The sequence below is a fragment of the Methanomicrobiales archaeon HGW-Methanomicrobiales-1 genome, from assembly GCA_002839675.1.
Lineage (GTDB): Archaea > Halobacteriota > Methanomicrobia > Methanomicrobiales > Methanospirillaceae > Methanoregula.
On record PGYM01000003.1, the window covers coordinates 124416 to 146470 of the forward strand.

Here is a 22055-nt window from a genome sequence, read left to right on the forward strand (position 1 = left end):
CTTTCATTAGTATTGCGGGATGGTGAATAATTAATGTCGCTCACTACTTATGGGTCAAAAAATGCGGGCGGGGTATCCTGTGGATGTTGCATAACGGCGGATCCTGTTCCCCCGGACATGAGACGGGCGTCAGGAACCTTCAACCATTCTTTAGTGCCTGCTACACTTTCATGCCCCAACCCTTACCCTGATAAGCTCCTGAGCAGATTCGTACAGCATACCAATGAAAAATATTATCATCAAAGGTGCCCGCCAGCACAATCTCAAAAATGTCAGTGTCGAGATCCCCCGCGACAAGCTCGTTGTCATAACCGGCGTATCCGGTTCCGGGAAATCCACGCTCGCATTCGATACTCTCTATGCTGAGGGACAGCGGCGCTATGTTGAGTCACTCTCCACGTACGCCCGCCAGTTTCTCGGCATGATGCACAAGCCGGATGTTGACAGTATCGAAGGACTGTCACCCGCAATTTCGATCGAACAGAAGACCACGAGCAAGAATCCCCGCAGCACGGTAGGAACGACCACCGAGATTTACGATTATCTCCGCCTGCTGTTCTCCCGTATCGGGACACCGTACTGTCCCGAGCATAATATCCCGATCGCTTCCCAGACCCCCGACCGGATCGCCGATCAGATCGCAGCAGAACACCCGGGCATGGTGACCATCCTGTCCCCGGTAGTCCGGCAGAAGAAGGGCACGTACCAGCAGCTCTTGAAAGACCTGAACAAGGAGGGGTATGCACGGGTCCGGGTGAACGGGAAGATTATCCGCACCGATGAGGAGATCAGCCTCGACCGGTACAAGAAGCAGGATATTGAGATCGTGATCGACCGGCTTGCCTCATCCGACCGATCGCGCCTTACCGAAGCGGTCGAGAACGCGCTCAAAAAATCCGAAGGACTGGTGCTGGTCACCGGCGAGGATGAAAAAGAGTCCACGTACTCCTCGCTTATGGCCTGCCCGGTCTGCGGGCTTGCCTTTGAGGAACTCCAGCCCCGCATGTTCTCGTTTAACAGCCCGTTCGGTGCCTGTGAGGACTGCCATGGTCTCGGCGTAAAGATGGAGTTCGACCCGGATCTTATCATCCCGGATCGGACGCGCTGCATTGCTGACGGGGCCGTTGCCCCGTACCGGAACCCGATGGACGGGTTCCGGGGGCAGTATCTCGCTACTGTGGCAAAGCATTTCGGGTTCGACGTGATGACCCCAATCAAGGATCTTACCGAGAAGCAGTACAATGCCCTGATGTTCGGATCCTCAGAACGGATGCACTTCGCCATGAGCATGAAGAACGGGGATGCCCAGTGGTCCCATAACGGGGAATGGGAAGGGCTCCTTCCCCAGACCGCCCGGCTGTACTCCCAGACCCAGTCGGAGTGGCGGAAACGGGAACTGGAAAATTATATGCGGATCTTTGACTGCCCTGCCTGCAAAGGCCAGCGGCTCAAGGACAAAGTCCTCGCGGTCCGGATCAGCGGAAAATCCATCATCGATGTCACGGATCTCTCCATCAGCACCAGCATCGCGTTCTTCAAAGACCTGAAACTTACGGAAAAACAGACAGAGATCGCCCACCAGATCATCAAGGAGATCCGTTCCCGGATTGAATTCTTGGAAAAGGTCGGACTGGGATATCTTACGCTCTCCCGCAATGCCGGCACTCTCTCCGGTGGGGAAGCCCAGCGCATCCGGCTTGCCACCCAGATTGGCTCGAACCTGATGGGGGTGCTCTATGTACTTGATGAACCCTCTATCGGGCTGCACCAGCGGGATAACCGGAAACTGATCGAGACGCTGCGGACGCTCCGCGATCTCGGCAATACCGTGATTGTTGTGGAGCATGACGAGGATATGATCCGCTCTGCGGATCACCTGATCGATATGGGTCCGGGGGCGGGTCTTCATGGTGGCGCAATTGTTGCCGAGGGAACGCCCCCGCAGATCCAGAAGAACAAGAAGTCCTTAACCGGCCAGTATCTTGCGGGTACCAAAAAGATCGATATACCGGCAAAACGCCGCACATCAAAGAAATATATCACGGTGAAAGGCTGCCGGGAAAATAATCTGAAAAAGATTGACGCGAAGTTCCCGATAGGTCTCCTCACGGTCATCACCGGGGTCTCGGGCAGCGGGAAATCCACGCTCGTGTACGAAACGCTCTACAAGGGCATGATGCAGATCCTCAACCAGTCCCGGGACCAGCCCGGTGCCCATGATCGGATCGTATTCGATGCGGAGATTGACAAGGTGATCGTGATCGACCAGTCACCCATCGGGAAAACCCCCCGGTCCAACCCTGCCACTTACACCAAGGTATTTGATGAGATACGGACCGTTTTTGCCGAGACAAAAGAGGCAAAGATGCGGGGCTACAAACCCGGCCGTTTCTCGTTCAATATCAAAGGCGGGCGGTGCGAGGCCTGCGAGGGTGACGGGCTGATACGGATCGAGATGAACTTCCTGCCCGATGTCTATATCGAGTGCGAGGAGTGCAAGGGCAAGCGGTACAACCGCGAGACGCTCGAGGTGAAGTACAAGGGCAAATCAATCGCCGATGTGCTGGACATGAGCGTGGAAGAAGCCCTTGCCCTGTTTACCAATATCCCTTCGATCCGGACCAAGCTCGAGACGCTCTCCCGTGTCGGGCTCGATTACATCAAGCTCGGGCAGAGTTCCACAACTTTGTCCGGGGGCGAGGCCCAGCGGATCAAGCTCACCCGCGAGCTGGCCAAGAGGGCGACCGGAAAGACGCTCTACCTGCTCGATGAACCCACCACCGGGCTCCATTTCGATGACACGAAGAAACTGATCAAGGTGCTTGACGACCTTGTGGAAAAAGGAAATACGGTCGTCGTGATTGAACACAACCTCGATGTGATCAAGTCCGCCGATCATATCATCGATATCGGACCCGAAGGCGGGGATGGTGGCGGGAAGATCGTGGCAACGGGAACTCCGGAGCAGGTTGCAAAAGTGAAAGGAAGTTATACAGGAGAGTTCCTAAAACCCATGCTACAGTCCGTATGATCGATCTGGCAAATCTTCCCCACGCCCCCGGCTGCTACCTGTTTTCTGACGAAGCCGGCACCATCATCTACGTGGGCAAGGCAAAGGATCTTAAAAAAAGGGTCACGAGTTACTTCCAGAAGACCGATCACGATACCAAGACCGAAAAACTGGTGGAACGGATCACCGCGATCGATTTTGTGGTGACCAATACCGAAACCGAAGCTCTTCTCCTGGAAAATAATCTCATAAAAAAGCATCAGCCGAAATACAATATCGACTTAAAGGATGCCAAGCGGTTTGCCTACATCGAGATCAGCAATGACCCGTTCCCGCGAATCGGGATTGCCCGCAAGAGGACAAAAGGAGCCGCCTATTACGGGCCGTTTGTTTCCGCTGCAGAGCGCGATGCGGTACTCCGGACCATTAAACGTACCTTTACCCTTCGTTCCTGTAAAAAACTCCCGAAACGTGCCTGCCTCCGGTATCACATGCAGTCATGCAGTGCCCCCTGCATCGGGATAATCAGCCCGGAAGAGTACCGCGTACAGGTGGACCGGGCAGTGACCCTGCTCAAAGGGAAAGGGGGCGAGGTTGTAAAACAACTTCGCGAAGAGATGGCTGCCTGCTCCACGGCGCAGGATTACGAGAAGGCGCTGTCCCTGCGCAACCAGATTGCAGCCATTGAGCGTTTATCGGAACGGCAGTCGGTTGAGCGGCCAAAAGAGAGCGACCAGGATGTGATCGCGTACACGGTTGCAGACGGGATTGTGTCGCTGATGGTCTTTGCCGTCCGGAAAGGCTCGCTCACCCAGAAACAGGAATATTCCTTTGAAGCGGTTGAAGATTTTTTCGAGGAATTCCTTGTCCAGTATTATGCTGATCATCCGCCTCCCACGGAACTGATCCTCCCCCATGATGTGGATGCTGCCCTCAGCGAATATCTCGCCGAACGCCGGGGCCGGAACGTGCAGGTCACCGTGCCAAAGATGGGTGAGAAGAAGAAGCTGCTCGATCTGGTGTACACCAATATCGAGCTCAGCTTCCGGCGGGGAGCCCTGAAGACCGGGGATCTCCAGGCTGCCCTTGAATTGCCCGATACCCCGCACGTGATCGAATGTTTCGATATCTCGCACCTGTCGGGCACATCAATGGTCGGGTCCATGGTGCAGTTCCGTGACGGGGCACCGGATAAGAAAAATTACCGCAGGTTCAAAATCAGGACCGTTGAAGGGATTGATGACTTTGCATCCATCGCAGAAGTGGTGAAGAGACGTTACCTCAGGCTGTCCGGAGAAAGTGCAGATATGCCCGATCTCATCGTTATTGACGGGGGCAAGGGACAACTGTCAGCAGCTCTTGGGATTCTCAATGAACTTGATGTGGAGATCCCGATCATTGCGCTTGCCAAGCGAGAAGAAGAGGTGTACGTGCCCGGCGAGACACTCCCGCGCCATCTCGACCCAAAAGGAATAGCATTACGGTACCTGCAGGAGATTCGTGATGAGGCACACCGGTTTGCCGTGGCATATCACCGGTTATTGCGCGGGAAAAACCAGAAAGGGGAAATGATCTCCCGGTAAACGGTATCCGTGTACTTCCGGTGCAAAAAATTTTCTATAAATAGTAGGAAAGTAAACACCCTCAGTACTATAGTGAGTACAAACTCTCGTGGGTTTTTCAGTCAATAATAGAGGAGGAAATCCAGTATCATGATGCAGATTTTTAAGACCCGGAAGGAATCCGAACCCGCTGTTACCGACAAAATAGAGGTGATTGAGCCGGGCTGCTGGATACAATTGTTCAACCCTACCGAAGAGGAACTCTTTGCTGTTACCCAGAAATGCACCATTCCTCCGGAATTTTTAAAGGCTGCCTTGGATGATGAGGAGCGTCCCCGCATTGACCACGAGGAAGGAGTAGCGCTCGTTGTCATGGATATTCCGGTCACCAATGTGAATGCCGAGATCAATAACTTAACCACTCACCCGCTGGGCGTGATCATGACCGATGATCACATCATCACGGTGTGCAGCCGGCAAACCCAGCTCCTGGATGACTTTGTCGCCGGTAAAGTGCGCCACTTCAATACCATCAAAAAAACCCGGTTCCTGTTCCAGATCTTTTACCGGAACGCGTCCAATTATCTCCACCACCTCCGGCAGATTGAGAAATCAATTTCCCGTATCGAAGTCGAACTCCACCGCTCCATGAAAAACGAGGAACTGTTCCAGATGATGGAACTTGAGAAGAGCCTTGTTTACTTCTCAACATCCCTGAAAAGCAATGAGGCGGTTCTTGAGCGGATTCTCCGGACAAAACCCCTGAAGATGTACGAAGAGGATGCCGAACTTCTCGAAGACGTCATCATTGAGAACAAGCAGGCAATGGAGATGTCCCAGATCTATTCCCACATCTTAAACAGCATGACGGAGACCTTTGCCACCATCATTTCAAACAACCTCAACATCGTGATGAAATTCCTCGCATCGGTGACGATCATTCTTGCCGTCCCGACGATGATTGCCAGTTTTTACGGGATGAACGTGGTGGGAATCCCGCTGTCCCAGACGCCCTTTGCCTTTGAGACCATTTTCGGTATTTCCTTTATGATCTCCCTCTGTCTCGGTATATGGATGTGGAAAAAGAAGATGTTCTGATCTTTATCCATCACTCCTTTATTCCTGAAAAATAAGGAGAATTGTGCAGTTATTTTTCTGCAACAAAAATGGTTATCTCTTTTGTTAACAGTAATAATAGGCATCAAGGGAATCACGTATGGAAAAACCAGACACAACAGAACCTTCTGCACAGGGCGGAAAAGCTCTTGCCGATCAGGGTATTATTGAGAATATTTTTGAACGGGCGCTCTGGAGTGTGCGTTTCGTTGTAATTCTCGGGGTAATCTTTAGCGCATTCGCCGCAATTGTCCTGTTTCTTGCCGGCTCGATAGAGATCATCAATGTTCTTACCGATTTTGTTCATAGCGGTGGTACGGTCGACAAAGTGGATATCCTGATTGGGATCATCGGTGCTGTGGACTATTACCTGATCGGTCTCGTTCTCCTGATCTTCAGTTTCGGTATCTACGAACTCTTCATCTCTGAAATTGATATTGCACGGGTTGAGAGCGGGTTCGGGAGCATACTTGATATCGACAACCTTGACGATCTCAAGAACAAGATCCTTAAAGTCATCATCATGGTTCTGATTGTGACATTCTTCCAGGTGATTCTTCTTAATTATCACGATATAAAAACACCTCTCGAAATACTGTATATGGCAGTCTCGATATGTCTGATCTGTGTCGGTGTGTACTTCCTCGGAAGGCATGGAAATTGATTTTTAAAAAAATCCTGATATTTTTTTTAGATCCCCTTATAATCTAAAAAGAGATATTTCCCTGTATGGATATCGAGCTGCGGGATCGTTTCATTTCCTTATGGCAGAACTATTTTCCCGGTACAGAACTTCCGATCACCTTTGAGTTCAGGAAAGAATCAGACCCTCAAAGGAAAGTCCCCCCACCGGATGGCTGGCGCTGCATCATCTGCCAGATTGGCCGGGCCAGGAACGGGACTTCTCTTGCCCTGGATGAAAAGTCCGTTACCTGCAGGGGTGGACTCATGTATTCGGGCTATTCACACGAGCGGTCCCCGGATTTCCTGAATTTTCTCTCCAAGGGAACGCCGGGAGGCGTAGAAGGAGAACGATACAAACAGACGCCGGCTATTGTCGATGCCTGGCAGAAAATGATCACTGCTCTCCCTTCGCAGGGAAAGGATCTCCTCGTCACCCGCTGGGATCAGCTGACCGAAGCTGACAATCCCGAAGTGGTTATCTTCTTTGCCCGCCCCGAAGTGATGAGCGGGCTCTTTACCCTTGCAAATTACGACCAGTCCGATCCAAACGGCGTGATATGCCCGATGGGGGCCGGGTGCAGTTCCATCATCTATTACCCGTGGCTGGAACAGCAGAAAGATAATCCTAAAGCGGTGCTGGGTATGTTCGATCCTTCCGCCCGGCCCTGTGTTCCGCCGGATATGCTCACCATGGCCATTCCGATGAAGAAGTTTGTCAGGATAATTGGGTATATGGAGGAGAGCTTCCTGATCACCAAATCATGGGATACGGTAAAAAAGAAGATCGAACGGAGTGCCTCACTCCACCAGAAGACCTGAAAAATTATTCCCAACATTTTTTGCTGGCACAATACCCGCGCCCGCTCTTTTCAAAATACTGCTGGTGATACTCCTCCGCTTTCCAGAACTGTGATGCAGGAACAATTCCGGTTGCGATTGTTTTTCCCCGGTATTTTTCCAAAGCCGCGAGCCGGGCTTTCGATGCCTCTGCTCGTTTCTTCTGCTCGGGGGAATGGTAAAAGATTGCAGACCGGTAACTGGTGCCGACATCCGGCCCCTGCCGGTTTACCTGAGTGGGATCATGGATGTCCCAGAACGTGTCCAGCAGTTTTTCATAGCTGACAACCGCGGGATCGAAGAGGATGGCCACGGCTTCAGCATGGCCGGTGCGGCCTGAGCAGACTTTCTGGTAGTCAGGTTCGGGAATGGTTCCGCCCGTATATCCTACGGCCGTTTCAACGACTCCCTTAATCTGCCGGAAGGCTGCTTCGACTCCCCAGAAACAGCCGGCGGCAAAGGTTGCCTGCTCCAGTTCTTTTCCTTCATCCATGCAATGGAATGACTCGCGAAAGATGATGGACATTGCGGTGCGGGCAATCAGCTTTACCGTATTCTGGAGACGTATTGTGACAAAACGGAATGCGGTAATTACTCTGCCGGGAAACCGGCCGAGACCCATGACTGGTAATTATCCTTGAGCCGGTATACCGGCGAAAACCCGGCATTTGCCAGTTTTGTGGCTCCGGCAATGCTGGATTCATCGGAATGACAATAGACCAGGTATGGTCTTGACCTGTCGAGTGTTGGGATCTTTGCATCCAGAGCATCGAGCGGAATATTGACTGCCATAGGCAGGTGCCCGTCTGAGTACTCTGATGAGAGATCGATGATCACGAGTTTTCCCTCGCTGGCATGCTTGACTGAGCGTGCCTCCTGTGCCGTGACATCGTTGTATCCTGCTGCGGTCTTTGTGCCGGACTGTGCCGGCTGCATGCACCCGGCGCCAATTATCATAAGAACAACGAGGAGAATTAATCCTCCGTGCAGGGGCCGGAATACCATAGTTACCGGAGAAGTGATCTGTACCGGAGAATGATTAATATGCTGAAATGAGACGGGATTTTCATGAAAAAAAGATTGTGACCGGTGATGTCTTCGGTCGACAAAAGAGTTGTGATTTTCTGAAATACGGGTTATTCTTTCTTTTCTTTATCCGGGTTGTCGGTTGCTGCGCAGGCACGGGCGGTCCGGAAGATCCCGACAATGATCGAGGCAACCGCAAAGAGCGAGAGTGCGATGATTGCATAGATGATATAATTGAAGTTCTGCTGGACAATGGGGATGCCACCAAAAAAATACCCTGCTAAGGTAAAGCCGAGTATCCAGAGAGCTGCGCCGATCACGTTATAGGTGAGGAACCAGCGGTAGCTCATCTTTCCCACGCCGGCAAGGAACGGGGCGAATGTCCGTATGAAGGGAATGAACCGGGCGATCACGATGGTTACTCCGCCATAGCGGGTAAAATATTCCTGGGTTTTTTCCAGGTGCTCCCGGCGCACAAGGCTGTAGTTCTTCTCCAGCAGTTTCATACCGGTGGTGTTCCCGATCCAGTAATTGACGGTATCTCCTATCACCGCAGCCGCAAAGAGTGACAGGAGCAGGATCTCGATATTGAGGTAACCGGCCCCGGCCATTGCCCCGGCAACAAAGAGAAGCGAGTCCCCGGGAAGGTACGGCATTACTACGAGACCGGTCTCGCAGAAGATGATCGCAAAGAGGATCAGGTACGTCCAGATACCGTAGGCATCGATGATGCCCGGGAGGTACTTATCGAAATGAAGTACCAGGTCAATGATGGAGAAAACGGGATCCATTTCCCGTTATATTGGCGGTAAGGTATCATAAACACAATGGCGTGATCCGGATATCCTTCATGGGGGTGATGTAAGCAATGGAGAGATTTGTATCCTGGTAAACTCATGGGTTCCGGTTGAAAAATAGTGAGATTACCCGGGCAGGGATTTTTTCCCTGCATGAACCGCGTGGTACCCGATCCTGAGCAGAAACCCGATGACCAGTACGGATGCAGTTGCCACAACGATGGTTATCCACTGGTTAAGGGAGAGGGGAACGGTGCCGAATACCGCCCCGCCGTACTGGATGATCAGGATTTGGGCGAGGACGACAATGCCCATGACGGCAAAAAATGTCGGGTTGCCCCGGAAAAATGAAGGCATCTTCCCGTCAAGTGCACGGCAGTTGATGCCGTTCCAGACTGCGGCGATGATAAACGCGGCAAAAAAGACCGTATTGATCTCCGCTGCTGTCGTACCTCCCAGGAATCCTGTAGCAATCTGGAGCATGCCCCCGATGATGAAAAATGCTCCCATGACGATGATGGATACCCACATGAACGGTGTGATGATCTTTGCGTCATGCGGTATCGGCCGGTGTTTCATGAGACCGGCATGCGGGGCTTCCGAGCAGAGGGCAAAGGCGGCAAGCGTGTCCATGATGATGTTGATCCAGAGGATCTGGATGATGGTAAACGGTTCCGGGTAGCCCATCACCGCTGCAATGAAGACAAGGATGCAGGCCGAAAAGTTGATCGTCAGCTGGAAGAGTAAGAACCTCTGGATGTTCTCGTAGAGTGAGCGACCCCACAGGACTGCGTTGGTGATCGAGCCGAACGAATCGTCGAGCAGGATAATATCGCTTGCTTCCCGGGCAACTTCGGTCCCGGCGATTCCCATCGCAAGGCCCACGTCCGCATGTTTGAGTGCGGGCGCATCATTGGTCCCGTCCCCCGTCACCGCTACAACGGCCCCGGTCTTCTGGAGTGCGGTGACGAGCAGGAGCTTGTCCATCGGTTCTGCCCGTGCCATCACATCGAGCCCCTCGGCAGCAGTCACCTGCTGGTCGTCGGTGAGCGACCGGAACTCCGGGCCGGTGACAACTGCACCCTGCTGCAGGATTCCTGCATCCCGGGCTATGGCCCGTGCGGTCTCCGGGTTGTCCCCGGTTACCATGCGGATCTTTATTCCTGCACTCTGGCAGGTGGCAACCGATGCGGCGATATCGTCCCGGAGCGGATCGCGTATCCCGACATACCCGTCCCAGGTAAGGCTGGTCTCGCTCTCGTCTCCGTTAATTATCTCCTTGTGAGCAAATGCAAGCGTCCGCATTGCCCGCGATGCGAGTTCGCTCACCCCCGAGAGATCGGGTGTGGCCGTACAGAGCCCGCTGATAATTTCCGGCGCACCTTTTACGAGAAGGTACGGTGTTCCTTTCTGGTGGACAACGGTGGACATCCGCTTGCGGTTCCCGTCAAAAAGGTATTGCTTTGCTACGGTGGTCTCGGCACGCAGCTGCTGGTAATCGAGGGTGTACTCCCGCAGCCAGCGGTTCAGGGCACCTTCGGTTGAATTGCCGATCACAATGATCTTACCCTCGCGTTCTTCGAGATGTGCCGTGCCATTGACTGCGGCATTTAAGGTGATCCATTCCGCAGGTGTGCCCGGGAGATCCCCAGGGTGAACAGGATTTCCGGCTGAAGATGCCACAACCTGCATTTGGTTTTTAGTGAGGGTACCCGTCTTATCGGTGCAGACGGTTGTGGCCGAGCCGATGGTTTCGCAGGCAATCAGGCGCCGGACCAGACAGTTGGCCCGGGTCATCTTGCGCATGGCAAGCGAGAGGGAGAGGGCAACACTCATCGGTAGACCTTCCGGGACTGCGGCGACAACGATGACCACGGCGAGCATGATGTAGTGCAGGAGGTGATTGGCAGTGCCGATGTCAAGCCCGGTGATTTCCCCGAACATGAGGCCCCGGATGAACAGGGTACCGAAGATGAGTACGGCCATGGCATACCCGAATTTGCTGATGATACCGGCAAGGGCTTCGAGTTTCTGTTCGAGAGGTGTCTGGGTGGCGTGATCGATGCCAAGGGATGCAGCGATCAGACCCATCTCGGCCGAGTCCCCGACAGCAGCGGCAATCATGCGACCTTTGCCTGCGGTAACAAATGCACCTTTTAATACCCGGGCCTGCATGTCCTTACGGACCGGTTCGCTCTCCCCGGTAAAGGCGGATTCGTCACTGTACAGGGCATCTGATGCCGAAAGATACCCGTCTGCCGGAACTGCATCTCCGGCTTCGAGTAAGATGAGATCACCGACAACGATGTCGCGGGCGGGAACCGAAGTCGGGTGTCCGTCCCGGATCGCCTTCACCCCCATGTCATCCCGGTGGGCGTTTAAGATGTCGAACTCCTTACTGCTCCGGTATTCATTGAAAAACGCGATGCCGGTTGCAAGCAGGATCGCGAGGATGATCCCGATGGTATCTAAAAAACCGCTGCCCTGCACAAGGGAGACTACCAGGGAGATTGTGACGGCAAGGAGCAGGATCTTGATGATAGGATCATCAAAATTCTGTAAATATTGTTTCCAGAGGGATTCCCGGACCGGAGGCGTCATCGCATTGGCGCCATATTTTTTCCGGAATTCTTCTACCCGGGAAGATTCCAATCCTGAATCCCCGGCCAGCTCGATAATCTCGTCGAATGTTAGCATTGTTGATGTCCTTTTTTATGATAGAACGAATAGGTAAATGCAGTATCTAGTGGACTCTTCCGGACTATAATCCCGATTATGGAAGTACTCTTCCGGCAACTGATCTCTTACTGGTCCATCATCAAATTTTTCCCGTTGGGTAATCATCGGGAAAATTGTTGTAAAAAAAATCAGAGGGTTGTATCAATGATTGTTTTTTGTGAACCGTCCGAGAAGTAACCGGTAATAAATACCCGGTCGTTTCCGTCAAAATTACCGGTGAAGGTATGCGAACCCCCGTACTGGATCGGTGTTGTTGCAAGCCGTGAACCCATAGATTCGGTTTTTACCTGCCCTTTGCTGTCAGTTACGGAGATCTCCATCTCCACGAGTTTGTCTGTCTGCGGACTTCCCGGGTACGTGATGAGGATGTGCGTGGTGTCGGGCTGCGTGACGGTTACCACTGGTGTTGCCGGGGAACCTGCAGGCAGCTGTGTGCAGCCGCAGGACACGAGCAGAAGCGAGAGTACGGCAAAAAAACAGAGAGCCTGCATTCCATTCCGGTGTTTGAATATTCCGTTCTTCATAAGGAGTCATTGGAGTGCCGTTTTTTATTAAGATTGCTTTGTGGCAGCACCGGTTTTTCGTCCGGAGGATCGCAGGATGGATCAGGATCCTTATTGCGGTCCGGTACCTTGCACTCTTTTTTCCGGGCTGGTTCCGGTAACCGGTGAGAGCACCATCACTTTCCTGCCGCATCCCTATCCCTTTTAATATCACAACCCGAGATCCTAAGCACCGTGACTGAGTTCGAGCTCGTCTCAACATTCGCACCGGCCGGCTCCCAGCCGGAAGCCATAAAGGAGTTAACCGATGGTCTGGAGAAAGGCGAACGACTCCAGACGCTGCTGGGAGTGACCGGCTCAGGCAAGACCTACACGATGGCAAACGTGATCGCACATGCCGGTCGCCCCACGCTCGTGCTCGCCCACAACAAGACGCTCGCTGCCCAGCTCTATGCCGAGTTCTGTGACTTCTTTCCCCACAACCGCGTTGAGTACTTCGTCTCTTATTATGACTACTACCAGCCCGAGTCCTACATCCCGTCGAAGGACCAGTATATCGAGAAAGACTCGGCCATCAATCCCAAGATCGAGATGATGCGCCTCTCGGCCACCGCTTCGCTATCGTTCCGGCGCGACGTTATCGTGGTTGCCTCAGTCTCCTGCATATTCGGGCTTGGCAATCCCGAGAACTTCCGGAACATGGGGTTCGAGCTCGCGGTTGGCCAGAAGTGCTCCCGCACCGACATCATGAGCAAGCTGCTCGACATCCTGTTCGAGCGAAACGATATCGAGCTGATGCCCGGCCGTTTCCGGGTCAAGGGAGATACCATTGATATCATCCCCGGATACTTCAACGACATCATCCGGATCGAGATGTTCGGCGACGAGATCGAGCGGATCAGCGAAGTCGACAAGAACACCGGCAACCGGAAGGAACAACTCAAATATTTCTATGTCTATCCTGCCCGTCACTTCGTCACTCCCGAAGGTGCCCGGAAAACCGCGGCCGCATCCATACGAAAAGAGCTAGACGAAGTCCTGCCAACGTTAGGGATGATCGAGGCGCACCGTCTCGAACAGCGGACCAATTATGATCTCGAAATGATCGAAGAGACGGGATCCACCAAGGGCATCGAGAACTACTCCCGGCATTTTGACGGACGCTCGGCCGGTGAGAAACCCTACTGCCTGCTCGATTATTTCCCGGACGATTTCCTGATGATCATCGATGAGAGCCACCAGACCATCCCGCAGCTCCATGGCATGTATAACGGCGATCGCTCCCGCAAGAAAGCCCTGATCGATTACGGGTTCCGGCTGCCGAGTGCGTACGATAACCGGCCCTTGCAGTTCCACGAGTTCGAGCAGTACATGGCAAGCACGATCTTCGTCTCCGCAACGCCGGGCGATTACGAGCTGAAACACTCGGACCGGCTCGTGGAGCAGATCATCCGCCCGACCGGACTTGTCGATCCCCATGTCGAGGTACGCCCGATTACCGGGCAGACTGATGATGTGATCCGCGAGGTGCAGGCAACCATTGCCCGTGGCGACCGGGCCCTGATCACCACGCTCACCAAGAAACTTGCCGAAGAACTCTCCGAGTTCCTTGCCGACCGGGGCATCAAGACCCGGTATCTCCACTCGGATATCAAGACGCTGGAGCGCACCGAGATCATCCGCCAGCTCCGGCTCGGCAAGTTCGATGTGCTCGTGGGCATCAACCTGTTAAGGGAAGGCCTTGACATTCCCGAAGTCGGGTTCATCGGCATTCTCGATGCGGATAAGGAAGGGTTCCTCCGCGATGCCCGGAGCCTGATCCAGATCATCGGGCGGGCTGCCCGTAATGTCAACAGCAAAGTCGTATTGTACGGCGATAACATGACCGACTCCATGAAGCGGGCAATTGCCGAGACGAAACGGCGGCGCGAGATGCAGGTCCGCTACAACACCGAGCATGACATTGTGCCGCTGACGATCATCAAGCCGGTCAAGGAAAAAGAAGTTGAGATTACCGATACGAAACACGTGCCGAAAACAGAGATTCCCAACGTCATTATCGATATCGAAAAACAGATGCGCGATGCTGCAGAGAATCTCGATTTCGAGCGGGCGATTGCGTTGCGCGACCAGATCAAGAAACTCAATGAACGGCTGAAAGATGTGGGAAAAAACCCGCAAACAAAATCGCCTGGCAAAACGCGGAAAAAGACCGGATAATTATGTGCGCCGGTATTTTTTCTTCGGCGCGGTCCCGGGTTGTTCCTTATCCTCAGGATCCTTTTTGTAATAGCGTTTGATGAACTCACGCACTTTATCAGACTCGATCCAGCCTGCATCCAGCTGCGTGACAATCCGGTCGATCTCCCGTGACTGGAGAATGATCTTATCAGTAATCTCCCCCGGTGCCAGGCTGGAAAGACCCATGATGACGGCAAGCGGGTTCCTGATGTGGTCGCCGAGAATGGCGAACTGTTCGATGTTCTGCCCGATCTCCTCGAGCTCTTTCCTCCTCTCATTCTCCATCTGCCGGCGATCGGTGATGTCGATGAAGGATGCCATGATGCAGATCGGTTTTCCGGTCTCATCGTTCACCATATTTATCCCCATCTGGGCAAAAAAGGGAGTTTTGTTATTTTTTACCAGGGAAACTTCGCCGAACCATCGCCCCTCCTTTGGCAGTTCTTCGCGAATCGTGTCAAAAACCTGTTGCGAACCAAAGAACCGGCTGGAGGGTATCCCTGACAATTTCTCATCCTGCTGGTAATCCATCATGGTCAGGAGCGACCGGTTCACATACCGGATAGTGAAATCAAGGCAAAGGATTGCAATTGCGTTGATCGACGAGTTGATTGCATGGGCCTTGATGAGCAGTTCCTCTTCAGCCTTTTTGCGATCCGTGATATCGATAACAGAACAGATCAACTTCTTGCCCGGAAGTGTCCTGGCAGAGACCAAAACCCACCGTTCCCCGTCAATCCGTGACTTGAATCGCGTTTCGGAATAGTGCACATTTTCCTGATTAACGAGACTGGTGAAAAAGGTCTCTTTTGCTGCAGGTTCCAGCCAGAGATCGGCAAAAGAGATTTTTGTGAGTTCATCCCGGGAATATCCGAGTATTTCTGCAAACCGCTTGTTTACTTCTGTTATCGAAAGGTCGGTCAGGTTGACAAGGCCGAACCCCGTTTCTGTATTGCTGAAGATATCCTGGTACTTTGCATCGTTCTTCCGCATGTGGATGGCAAGGCCTGATATTACGACCGATACGCCGATAAGAACAAAACATTTGAAGGCTGATGCGATCAACCCCCCCATTTCACCCTGTGTAACAGAGTATACGATTCCCAGGTATGCAAGGGAGATAATTCCCGCAAAAACGGGACTTCGGTTAGGATACCAGTACGCGGCAATAATCACTGGGATATAGAGCAGTTGAAAAGCAACATCCTGCGTACCATAGGAGAAACTCAGAATATTTATCAGAAGTGCAAGAATCGTCGTGATAATGACAACAAAAAACCAGAGATTCCAAAAAAATTCCCGCCCGACAAAAAAATTCTCGCCCGTCATGTATTATTCCATCCCAGTGCTCTCATTCTGCTGTACCAGCCTTCAGATGGATAGTAGTGTCCACGAGAGATATGCAACCTAATTGCACCAACCGTTATTAATATATTTTGTTTTCCTCTGTTTCTGGCTCGTTGTTACTTTTTTGTTCCTTAAAAAAATCCAATGTTTCCTTTCCGGATGTATGAGTATGATGCAGGAGCATGACAGGAATTCGTAGTGATTATTTACCCGTTTTCCCGATAGATGGATAAAAAGCGAAAAATGGGATCAGTGTCCCGTGTCAGGAAGTGAATCCGGTGAAAGCCGGATCAGGTTCTCGCGTCCTTTCTTCACTTTGATGATAATGCCGCGTGTATGAAGGTCGTTGAGTACCGTGCTCACCGTGGATTTGGGCAGGCCGATCATCCTGACGATGTCCGACTGGAACAGTTCACCCCCCTGGGACCTGAGCAGCTGCACGATCCGGTCCTCGATACTCATCAGCTCGGTATCTGTCAGGGATACGGGAGCCAGGGTTTCATTGGCAGTGTTCCCGCTGTTTCTTATGTGCCTGCGGTAGACCGCAAAACCGGCAAAGGCGATTACGATGATGAGCACGAGACCCGCTGCAACCGGCAGCAGGGGAAATGCCGGTTGTTCGAGCACCACCCGTGGTTCGCCGGCCCCGAATGAACGCTGGCCGTACCAGACCAGACCATCCCGGGAATCGTCCGGTGCCGGTTCGGCCCGTACTACGGTGTATCCCTCGGGACCATGGATAACCAGCGAGTTGTCCTTTTCAAGGTACAGTCCGCCGGCAAATGCATCCCCTATGGTCATTGTGGCACCGGGCCGGGCAAACCCCTCCCAGCGGGCCGTGTATACTACGACACCGTACCTGCCGGTTGGTGAATCCTGTGTAACTGCATCACCGGTCACACTGGTTATCTGCATGTTCCGGCCGGTGGCGACGGCGGCTTGGGCAGCCGAACGCTCCATAAGTTCCCGGAACTGGGGGAGGTAGACCCCCGAAAGGTCACGGGCATATTCATTGAAATCCGTAGCATCAGTATCGGAGAGCAGGAGCGTGCGATACTCCACGCGCCAGAGTGCTGATCCGTCATCTGCGACCGTGACCGTGTACGCGATCGAGTAGTCAGGTGTTGCTGCCGCGGCGGCAAAACCGGTCAGGGCAACGGGCAATACCAGTAAGATAAACAAAAGGAATCTCTGCCACAGTAGTTGTTTCATGGTTCACCTCCGCGTATCTTGTGGGTATTTTGTTGTGAGATATGAAAATATTTGGGGATTTTTTATCCATGCGGTAAAGTTCATGTTCTACCGTTTTTCCCGGTTTCGGGAGCCGGGTGGATGGTCGGATTGCGCCCGCTATTCCCGTCAGAATTGCCGTTATTACCGGTTCCGGAATTTCCACTTCCTTTATCATCTGTAGTGCGGGCTGGTGTGATTGTCACAGTAGTCTGGACCTTTTGCTGGCCTTGGGATGACGGCTTTACCGTAACCCGGTTCTGTCCCATGGAGTTATCCATTCCATTGCCCGTTCCCTGCTGAACCTGCTGGGTCTTTTGTACCTGGAGGGTCTGGTTCTGGCCGGCATTCCGGGTATTCTGTTGCTCGCTGGTTTCAAGCCTGACCGCTCTTACGATCGTGGCGTTGTTCTTTTGCATGACTCGTTCGAACCGGGTCTGTGTCTTCTCCTGGAATTTCTGTTCCAGTGAGAGGCTGTTGTTGTACGCCCGCATCAGGCCCTTGTTGCCCGGATGGGTGTCTATCAGGTTGGCAAGCACGAGCTGGTTTTTCATGTTCATTCCCTGTGCAAACAGGAGACCGGTTACATTTGACCCTGCATTGGTCTGTAATTGCAACCGGGTCATGTTGGTCTTCTGCCCGTAGATATTAAGAGCACGGTCGGCAGCATCCGTGTTGTTCAGCTGCAGTTCCCTCCGCGCTTCTGACAGCCGCAGCCGGTTTGTGTTCATCTGCAGGTTGAAGCGTTCGGTCTCGTTTGCTGTAAATGACACGTCAAGGTCTTCAAACGCGATCTTGAGGCCGTACAGCGGGCTGCCCGGCCCGATTGGCCCATCATAGGGTGCCACATCATCGACTATTACGGCCCCATCCGTAATCGTCCCGGTATCTTCCTGTGCTGCTGCTGCACCTGCGATGCAGAGCAGGGCAAGCATGAAGATGCCGGCCATCCATCCGATATTTTTTTTCATGGTTCAATCTCCTGTTTTTTTTCAGCGTGTAGCCGTGTAATCAATAATCGGTGATGAGTGGTATAAGCCCAGTGAAAATTCAGAAAAAAAACGGACCGCCCGCAGTTGTTCCGTTGCTGAAACGATCGTTCATGATTGTTCAGTTTACCGATCCGGGCACGTAGTATGGAAATAAAAATCGCAGAAAATCGGGCGGTATTGTATCATTTTTTTACCGGGAATTGCAATGAGCGCGTGAAAAGAAAGTGGAGGCCCACTCAGATTCTGGTAAATGCGGGCACACAAACAGGCTTTCCTCCGCGGGGGATCATCATCCCTCAAAGAAGCGGAATCATATCCTTCATCCTGTCCCAATGGCGGTGGAATCTATCGTGGGGGGAGTGTCCGCTCTCTCTTTGTAATCAATACGATACATGCAAACATGAAAAATGTCAAAAGAGCCGTAAAAAAGAAAAAATTCTGGTTGTGTTTTTTTTCCAACCGGTGATTACTTCAGGTTGTGTCAGTAGTCTGGGATCTCGCATTCATTCCCTTGCCGTGCTGCTGGGATTGCCCCTGGGATCTATTCCCGCAGTCAGCTGCATTCTGTCCCTGTGCATTTACTGACTGCCGGTTCTGCCGGAGTTGGGCCTGTGAACCATTCCCGCAGTCGGCCGCATTCTGTCCCTGTGCATTTACTGCCTGTCGGTTCTGCCGGAGTTGAGCCTGTGAACCATCTGTGCAGTTGGCCGCATTCTGTCCGTGTCCATTTACTGCCTGCTGGTTTTGCCGGAGTTGGGCCTGTGAACCATTCCCGTTTCCAACTGCATTCTGGATATGGTTTTTTACGGTTTCCCGGTGCTGGAGGAGCTGTTCCTGTGATAAGATCCCACTCTGCATTGCCTCCTGTACCTGGGCACGCAGTCCTTGGATCGCAGTTCTTGCAGTCTCCGCATCACCGGTCTGGGCTGCGGACTGTGCCGCATCCAGTGAGGCCTGGAGGGATGTTACATCATATCCCGCCTGGGAAAGGGTATTGATCTCATCGGAGAGAGATCCAAAAGCGTTCCACGCCGTTGCGTTTCCTCTCATGTATGCAGACTGATCTGCCGGTCCTGCAGCCTGTGCAGGTACGATGGCACAGAAACTGATAATGAGCATCAGCGCCGTGCCAAGATAGAATCCACGTGTTTTCATTTTTTTACCTCCTAATTTTGATGGTGAGAGATGCTGCAGGGATTCCTGCATCCGGGTGTTACCGGATGGTTAAGAGCCCTGCAAAGTGTCTGATGTTCATACAGCACCTCTGCAATCGCGGTGTATCCCGCGGTAGGATTGCATCGGGTTTGGCATGGTAAAAGGGCCGCGACAGTTCTGGAGTATTCCTGTTATCCAGCATGGTCTCGATCTGCGGATAACCGTTCATTCAGGTTCAGAAATCGTATCCGGTTAAAAAATGAAGAGAAAAAATCGGATACAAATCGGGCGGCAATTATGGGATATTGGATACGTATCCGGTCGGCCGCGCAAAAAAGGAATTATCCGATTCCCCACTGGGCAAGGGTAGTCCGCGAGGGATCGACATCATCCCAGCTCCACCCGAGCGCTTCAATAATGCGGGAGATCGGCTGCTTGATCGTCTTGTCCAGCATCAGTTCCAGGTCAACGACAAACACCGGTGGCACCTGGTCGCCGTACTCAAAGCAGAGCACATCCGTTTTCGGGTATTTCGAAGTCACCGTCCGGATATAGATCCGCTTGGGTTTACTCCCCTTGCCAAACTCGGTATGGAGATGCTGGTTGGCATATTTTGCTCCCCGCACCTGGGCGTCATCATTCCCGTAATCATCAAGGGATTTGCCGATGCCTCCGGGAATGCCGATCTCATCAAGGGTATATTTTCCCGCCCGGTACTTCGTGATCACATCAGAGAGGAACGCCTTGATCCCTGCATATTCCTCTCCTTTCAGGATCATCTCCATCACGCGCTGCTGCACGACTTTGGTAATCTGCGGTGTATCGCTTCTCTTGATCTCAAAGCCCACGATATCCACTTCATCGACATCCTTGCCCTCTTTCCAGACAAGGTGCCCCGCATACCGCTTCTTTTTCCCGGCCTGGAAGAACCGTTCATAGATCTTCTCGAACTTGATCGAGAAGTAGTGGACATCGGCATTGAGTTCTTTATGGGCGAACTCCTGGTAACTCTCATTGAGGCGTTTTTCAATTGCCCGGGCCGTGGCAATGGTTGCTTCCCGGTCAAGGTTGGGGGGCAGGTGCACCATGCACGAATCGGTATCTCCATAGATCACCGTGTAACCCTGCTGTTCGATCACGCGCCGGGTATGCTCGATGATCGCCCTGCCCACTGAGGTAACTGCGGACCCGATCTCCCGGTCAAAGAGCCGGAAGCGGGTGTAGCCCGAAACGCCGTAGTACGTGTTCATGATCACCTTGAGCACATTCTGCTGCATGTCGTAAAGCACGTAATCCGGGGACCCGAATTCGTACTTGTTGCGTAGCGCCTTTTTATCGTCACGCTCTTTGAGCAGTTCGGATATGATGCTCCGTGTCAACCCGTCTGGATGTTTCTTGAACCGGATCCCGTTGGGTGCCACAAGTTCGCCGGCGGGATCTTTTGTCTCCATCGAGGCGTTGATGGTCATCATCGCCATCGGGTAGAGCGATTTTAGGTCAAGTACGATTACGTTCTCCCGCACACCCCTGCTCGGTTCGAAAACGGTTGCTCCTTCGAACTCATCTGCGTTTGCGAACCCCTTGGAGGGCAGGACATATTTTCCGGATGCCTTTCTCAAGATGTAGACATCGATCACGCTCGATGAGTTCAGGGTCTTGTCGAGAGGACAGCCGACATAGCGGGCGATCTCGCGGTAGAACTCGATGATATTGTTCTTCTTGTTGATTGCAACGCAGAGTTCCACGTCTTTGAAATTGTACTCTACCAGAAGGGCCGGCTGTTTTTTCCAGAGATCTGATGTGGTGCCGGTATAGCGCACCTTGTGCTCGCCTACTTCATCGAGGGCAACTGCATCGAGGCGGTAGGACTCTTTCTGGGTGAGGTGCATCTTCTTGTACCCCATCAGCAGATCAAAGAGTGCCCTTCCTCTCAACGCATTACGTTCAGTCTGGCCCGGCAGGCGGGCGAGATGGGTGGATGAGAGCCCGAGCCGTTCCATCCTGCCGGTGATATAGGGCATATCGAAATCGACAAAGTTCCAGCCGGAGAGCACATCGGGGTCCCTTGCAACAATATAGGCAGAGAATGCCCGGAGCATCGACACTTCATCCGTATAGGTACAGATCGTGTGCATCTCTTTCCGGAAACAGCCGTTGACAAGTCCTCCTTCTGCCTCTTTTTGGGCAACTTCCCCAGTATCCTCCCCCCACCTGAAAAGGAACGTGGTATAATCATTATCGAACGAATCATAGCAGGTGATGCAGGTGATCGCATCCCTCTGGGGATCAGGAAATCCCCGTTCATCCTCGCATTCGATATCGATGATGCAGCTTCTGGCTGGTGCATCGACTTCGGCGGGAGACAGGTCGTGGTAATCAACGGTTGCTGCGGGGGCAGATACTCCCCCGGTCAAACCACAGTCGATCATGAACCGGGTGGCAAACGGGATGTCCGCTTCAAAGTGACGATACCGTTCGCGCACCTCCCGCACATCGCCCGGCTGCTGGACATATATCCGGCGCAGCGGTTCGGAGCGGATCGAGCGGTATTCGGTCCCCTCCTCTAATGTGGCCTGTTGGGGAAGTGCAGCCCCCTCTGCCTGATCTGCGGGTATGTAGAAATAGGGCCGGAACCCGGTGACATCGATCCGGACTGCTTTACCCTGAGCATTACGGCCAAAGATATGAATGATCGGGCCGTCCGGTGCCCGGCTGTATTCCACCTGGTTAATCGCAAGAGCGATGTTACCGGAGAACTGATCGAGCGTGCAGGGAGCGTTCATGCAGGTATCCGTGCGCTGGGTCTGGGATGCCAT

At 52.9% G+C, this 22055-nt stretch carries 17 protein-coding genes; 7 read left to right on the forward strand and 10 right to left on the reverse strand.

All coding sequences use genetic code 11. The features are described from left to right. Positions 1 to 223: 223 nt before the first annotated feature. The 5 genes from CVV30_10120 (at position 224) to CVV30_10140 (ending at position 7191) form a co-directional block, all read left to right on the forward strand. The gene (locus CVV30_10120; protein ID PKL68272.1) at positions 224 to 3031 is read left to right on the forward strand and encodes an excinuclease ABC subunit UvrA; all 2808 of its coding nucleotides are present in this window, start codon (positions 224 to 226) and stop codon (positions 3029 to 3031) included. After that, positions 3028 to 4593, forward strand: a complete 1566-nt coding sequence (gene uvrC / locus CVV30_10125; protein PKL68273.1) for an excinuclease ABC subunit C — start codon at positions 3028 to 3030, stop codon at positions 4591 to 4593. Before CVV30_10120 ends, uvrC begins: the two co-directional genes overlap by 4 nt. Positions 4594 to 4722: 129 nt before the next feature. Continuing rightward, entirely contained in the window at positions 4723 to 5670 is a 948-nt protein-coding gene (locus tag CVV30_10130) for a magnesium transporter (GenBank protein ID PKL68274.1), read from the forward strand. A gap of 118 nt (positions 5671 to 5788) precedes the next feature. Further along, the gene (locus CVV30_10135; GenBank protein ID PKL68275.1) at positions 5789 to 6352 is read left to right on the forward strand and encodes a hypothetical protein; all 564 of its coding nucleotides are present in this window, start codon (positions 5789 to 5791) and stop codon (positions 6350 to 6352) included. A 65-nt stretch (positions 6353 to 6417) separates the two neighbouring features. Further along, entirely contained in the window at positions 6418 to 7191 is a 774-nt protein-coding gene (locus tag CVV30_10140; GenBank protein PKL68276.1) for a hypothetical protein, read from the forward strand. A 4-nt stretch (positions 7192 to 7195) separates the two neighbouring features. On the opposite strand, the gene CVV30_10145 is transcribed toward CVV30_10140, so the two are convergent. From CVV30_10145 to CVV30_10165, 5 genes are all read right to left on the reverse strand, one after another. After that, the gene (locus CVV30_10145) at positions 7196 to 7684 is read right to left on the reverse strand and encodes a peptide-methionine (S)-S-oxide reductase (GenBank protein PKL68528.1); all 489 of its coding nucleotides are present in this window, start codon (positions 7682 to 7684) and stop codon (positions 7196 to 7198) included. A 116-nt stretch (positions 7685 to 7800) separates the two neighbouring features. After that, positions 7801 to 8214 carry a hypothetical protein gene (locus tag CVV30_10150; GenBank protein PKL68277.1) on the reverse strand — a complete coding sequence of 138 codons (414 nt, stop codon included), beginning with the start codon at positions 8212 to 8214 and terminating at the stop codon, positions 7801 to 7803. A 131-nt stretch (positions 8215 to 8345) separates the two neighbouring features. After that, the gene (locus CVV30_10155; protein ID PKL68278.1) at positions 8346 to 9026 is read right to left on the reverse strand and encodes a hypothetical protein; all 681 of its coding nucleotides are present in this window, start codon (positions 9024 to 9026) and stop codon (positions 8346 to 8348) included. A 132-nt stretch (positions 9027 to 9158) separates the two neighbouring features. After that, the gene (locus tag CVV30_10160; protein ID PKL68279.1) at positions 9159 to 11729 is read right to left on the reverse strand and encodes a calcium-translocating P-type ATPase, PMCA-type; all 2571 of its coding nucleotides are present in this window, start codon (positions 11727 to 11729) and stop codon (positions 9159 to 9161) included. A 170-nt stretch (positions 11730 to 11899) separates the two neighbouring features. Continuing rightward, a complete protein-coding gene (locus CVV30_10165; GenBank protein ID PKL68280.1) occupies positions 11900 to 12295 on the reverse strand; it encodes a hypothetical protein in 396 nt (131 codons plus the stop codon). A gap of 213 nt (positions 12296 to 12508) precedes the next feature. Here CVV30_10165 and CVV30_10170 point away from each other — a divergent pair, with 213 nt between their 5' ends. Then, positions 12509 to 14494: an excinuclease ABC subunit B gene (locus tag CVV30_10170; GenBank protein PKL68281.1), complete on the forward strand. Its 1986-nt coding sequence runs from the start codon at positions 12509 to 12511 to the stop codon at positions 14492 to 14494. Here the strand turns inward: CVV30_10170 and CVV30_10175 are convergent, their stop codons facing one another. The 3 genes from CVV30_10175 to CVV30_10185 form a co-directional block, all read right to left on the reverse strand. Beyond that, the gene (locus CVV30_10175; protein ID PKL68282.1) at positions 14495 to 15844 is read right to left on the reverse strand and encodes a hypothetical protein; all 1350 of its coding nucleotides are present in this window, start codon (positions 15842 to 15844) and stop codon (positions 14495 to 14497) included. Positions 15845 to 16111: 267 nt separating this feature from the next. Then, complete coding sequence (locus tag CVV30_10180; GenBank protein ID PKL68283.1) at positions 16112 to 17074, reverse strand: transcriptional regulator; 963 nt, start codon at positions 17072 to 17074, stop codon at positions 16112 to 16114. An 80-nt stretch (positions 17075 to 17154) separates the two neighbouring features. After that, positions 17155 to 18063: a hypothetical protein gene (locus CVV30_10185; GenBank protein PKL68284.1), complete on the reverse strand. Its 909-nt coding sequence runs from the start codon at positions 18061 to 18063 to the stop codon at positions 17155 to 17157. A 271-nt stretch (positions 18064 to 18334) separates the two neighbouring features. Here CVV30_10185 and CVV30_10190 point away from each other — a divergent pair, with 271 nt between their 5' ends. Further along, entirely contained in the window at positions 18335 to 18550 is a 216-nt protein-coding gene (locus tag CVV30_10190; GenBank protein PKL68285.1) for a hypothetical protein, read from the forward strand. Positions 18551 to 18555: 5 nt separating this feature from the next. On the opposite strand, the gene CVV30_10195 is transcribed toward CVV30_10190, so the two are convergent. Together CVV30_10195 and CVV30_10200 are read right to left on the reverse strand one after the other, a co-directional pair. Further along, entirely contained in the window at positions 18556 to 19290 is a 735-nt protein-coding gene (locus tag CVV30_10195; GenBank protein ID PKL68286.1) for a hypothetical protein, read from the reverse strand. A gap of 290 nt (positions 19291 to 19580) precedes the next feature. After that, complete coding sequence (locus tag CVV30_10200) at positions 19581 to 22055, reverse strand: DNA polymerase (protein ID PKL68287.1); 2475 nt, start codon at positions 22053 to 22055, stop codon at positions 19581 to 19583.

Excerpts from the sequence above, each read along its gene's own strand:
- CVV30_10195 (PKL68286.1), bottom strand. The coding sequence starts at position 19,290 with ATGCAGGAATCCCTGCAGCATCTCTCACCATCAAAATTAGGAGGTAAA.
- CVV30_10200 (PKL68287.1), bottom strand. The coding sequence starts at position 22,055 with ATGGCATCCCAGACCCAGCGCACGGATACCTGCATGAACGCTCCCTGC.
- CVV30_10120 (PKL68272.1), top strand. The coding sequence starts at position 224 with ATGAAAAATATTATCATCAAAGGTGCCCGCCAGCACAATCTCAAAAAT.
- CVV30_10140 (PKL68276.1), top strand. The coding sequence starts at position 6,418 with ATGGATATCGAGCTGCGGGATCGTTTCATTTCCTTATGGCAGAACTAT.
- CVV30_10155 (PKL68278.1), bottom strand. The coding sequence starts at position 9,026 with ATGGATCCCGTTTTCTCCATCATTGACCTGGTACTTCATTTCGATAAG.
- uvrC (PKL68273.1), top strand. The coding sequence starts at position 3,028 with ATGATCGATCTGGCAAATCTTCCCCACGCCCCCGGCTGCTACCTGTTT.
- CVV30_10160 (PKL68279.1), bottom strand. The coding sequence starts at position 11,729 with ATGCTAACATTCGACGAGATTATCGAGCTGGCCGGGGATTCAGGATTG.
- CVV30_10165 (PKL68280.1), bottom strand. The coding sequence starts at position 12,295 with ATGAAGAACGGAATATTCAAACACCGGAATGGAATGCAGGCTCTCTGT.
- CVV30_10190 (PKL68285.1), top strand. The coding sequence starts at position 18,335 with ATGCGGGCACACAAACAGGCTTTCCTCCGCGGGGGATCATCATCCCTC.
- CVV30_10135 (PKL68275.1), top strand. The coding sequence starts at position 5,789 with ATGGAAAAACCAGACACAACAGAACCTTCTGCACAGGGCGGAAAAGCT.
- CVV30_10150 (PKL68277.1), bottom strand. The coding sequence starts at position 8,214 with ATGGTATTCCGGCCCCTGCACGGAGGATTAATTCTCCTCGTTGTTCTT.
- CVV30_10180 (PKL68283.1), bottom strand. The coding sequence starts at position 17,074 with ATGAAACAACTACTGTGGCAGAGATTCCTTTTGTTTATCTTACTGGTA.
- CVV30_10185 (PKL68284.1), bottom strand. The coding sequence starts at position 18,063 with ATGAAAAAAAATATCGGATGGATGGCCGGCATCTTCATGCTTGCCCTG.
- CVV30_10175 (PKL68282.1), bottom strand. The coding sequence starts at position 15,844 with ATGACGGGCGAGAATTTTTTTGTCGGGCGGGAATTTTTTTGGAATCTC.
- CVV30_10130 (PKL68274.1), top strand. The coding sequence starts at position 4,723 with ATGATGCAGATTTTTAAGACCCGGAAGGAATCCGAACCCGCTGTTACC.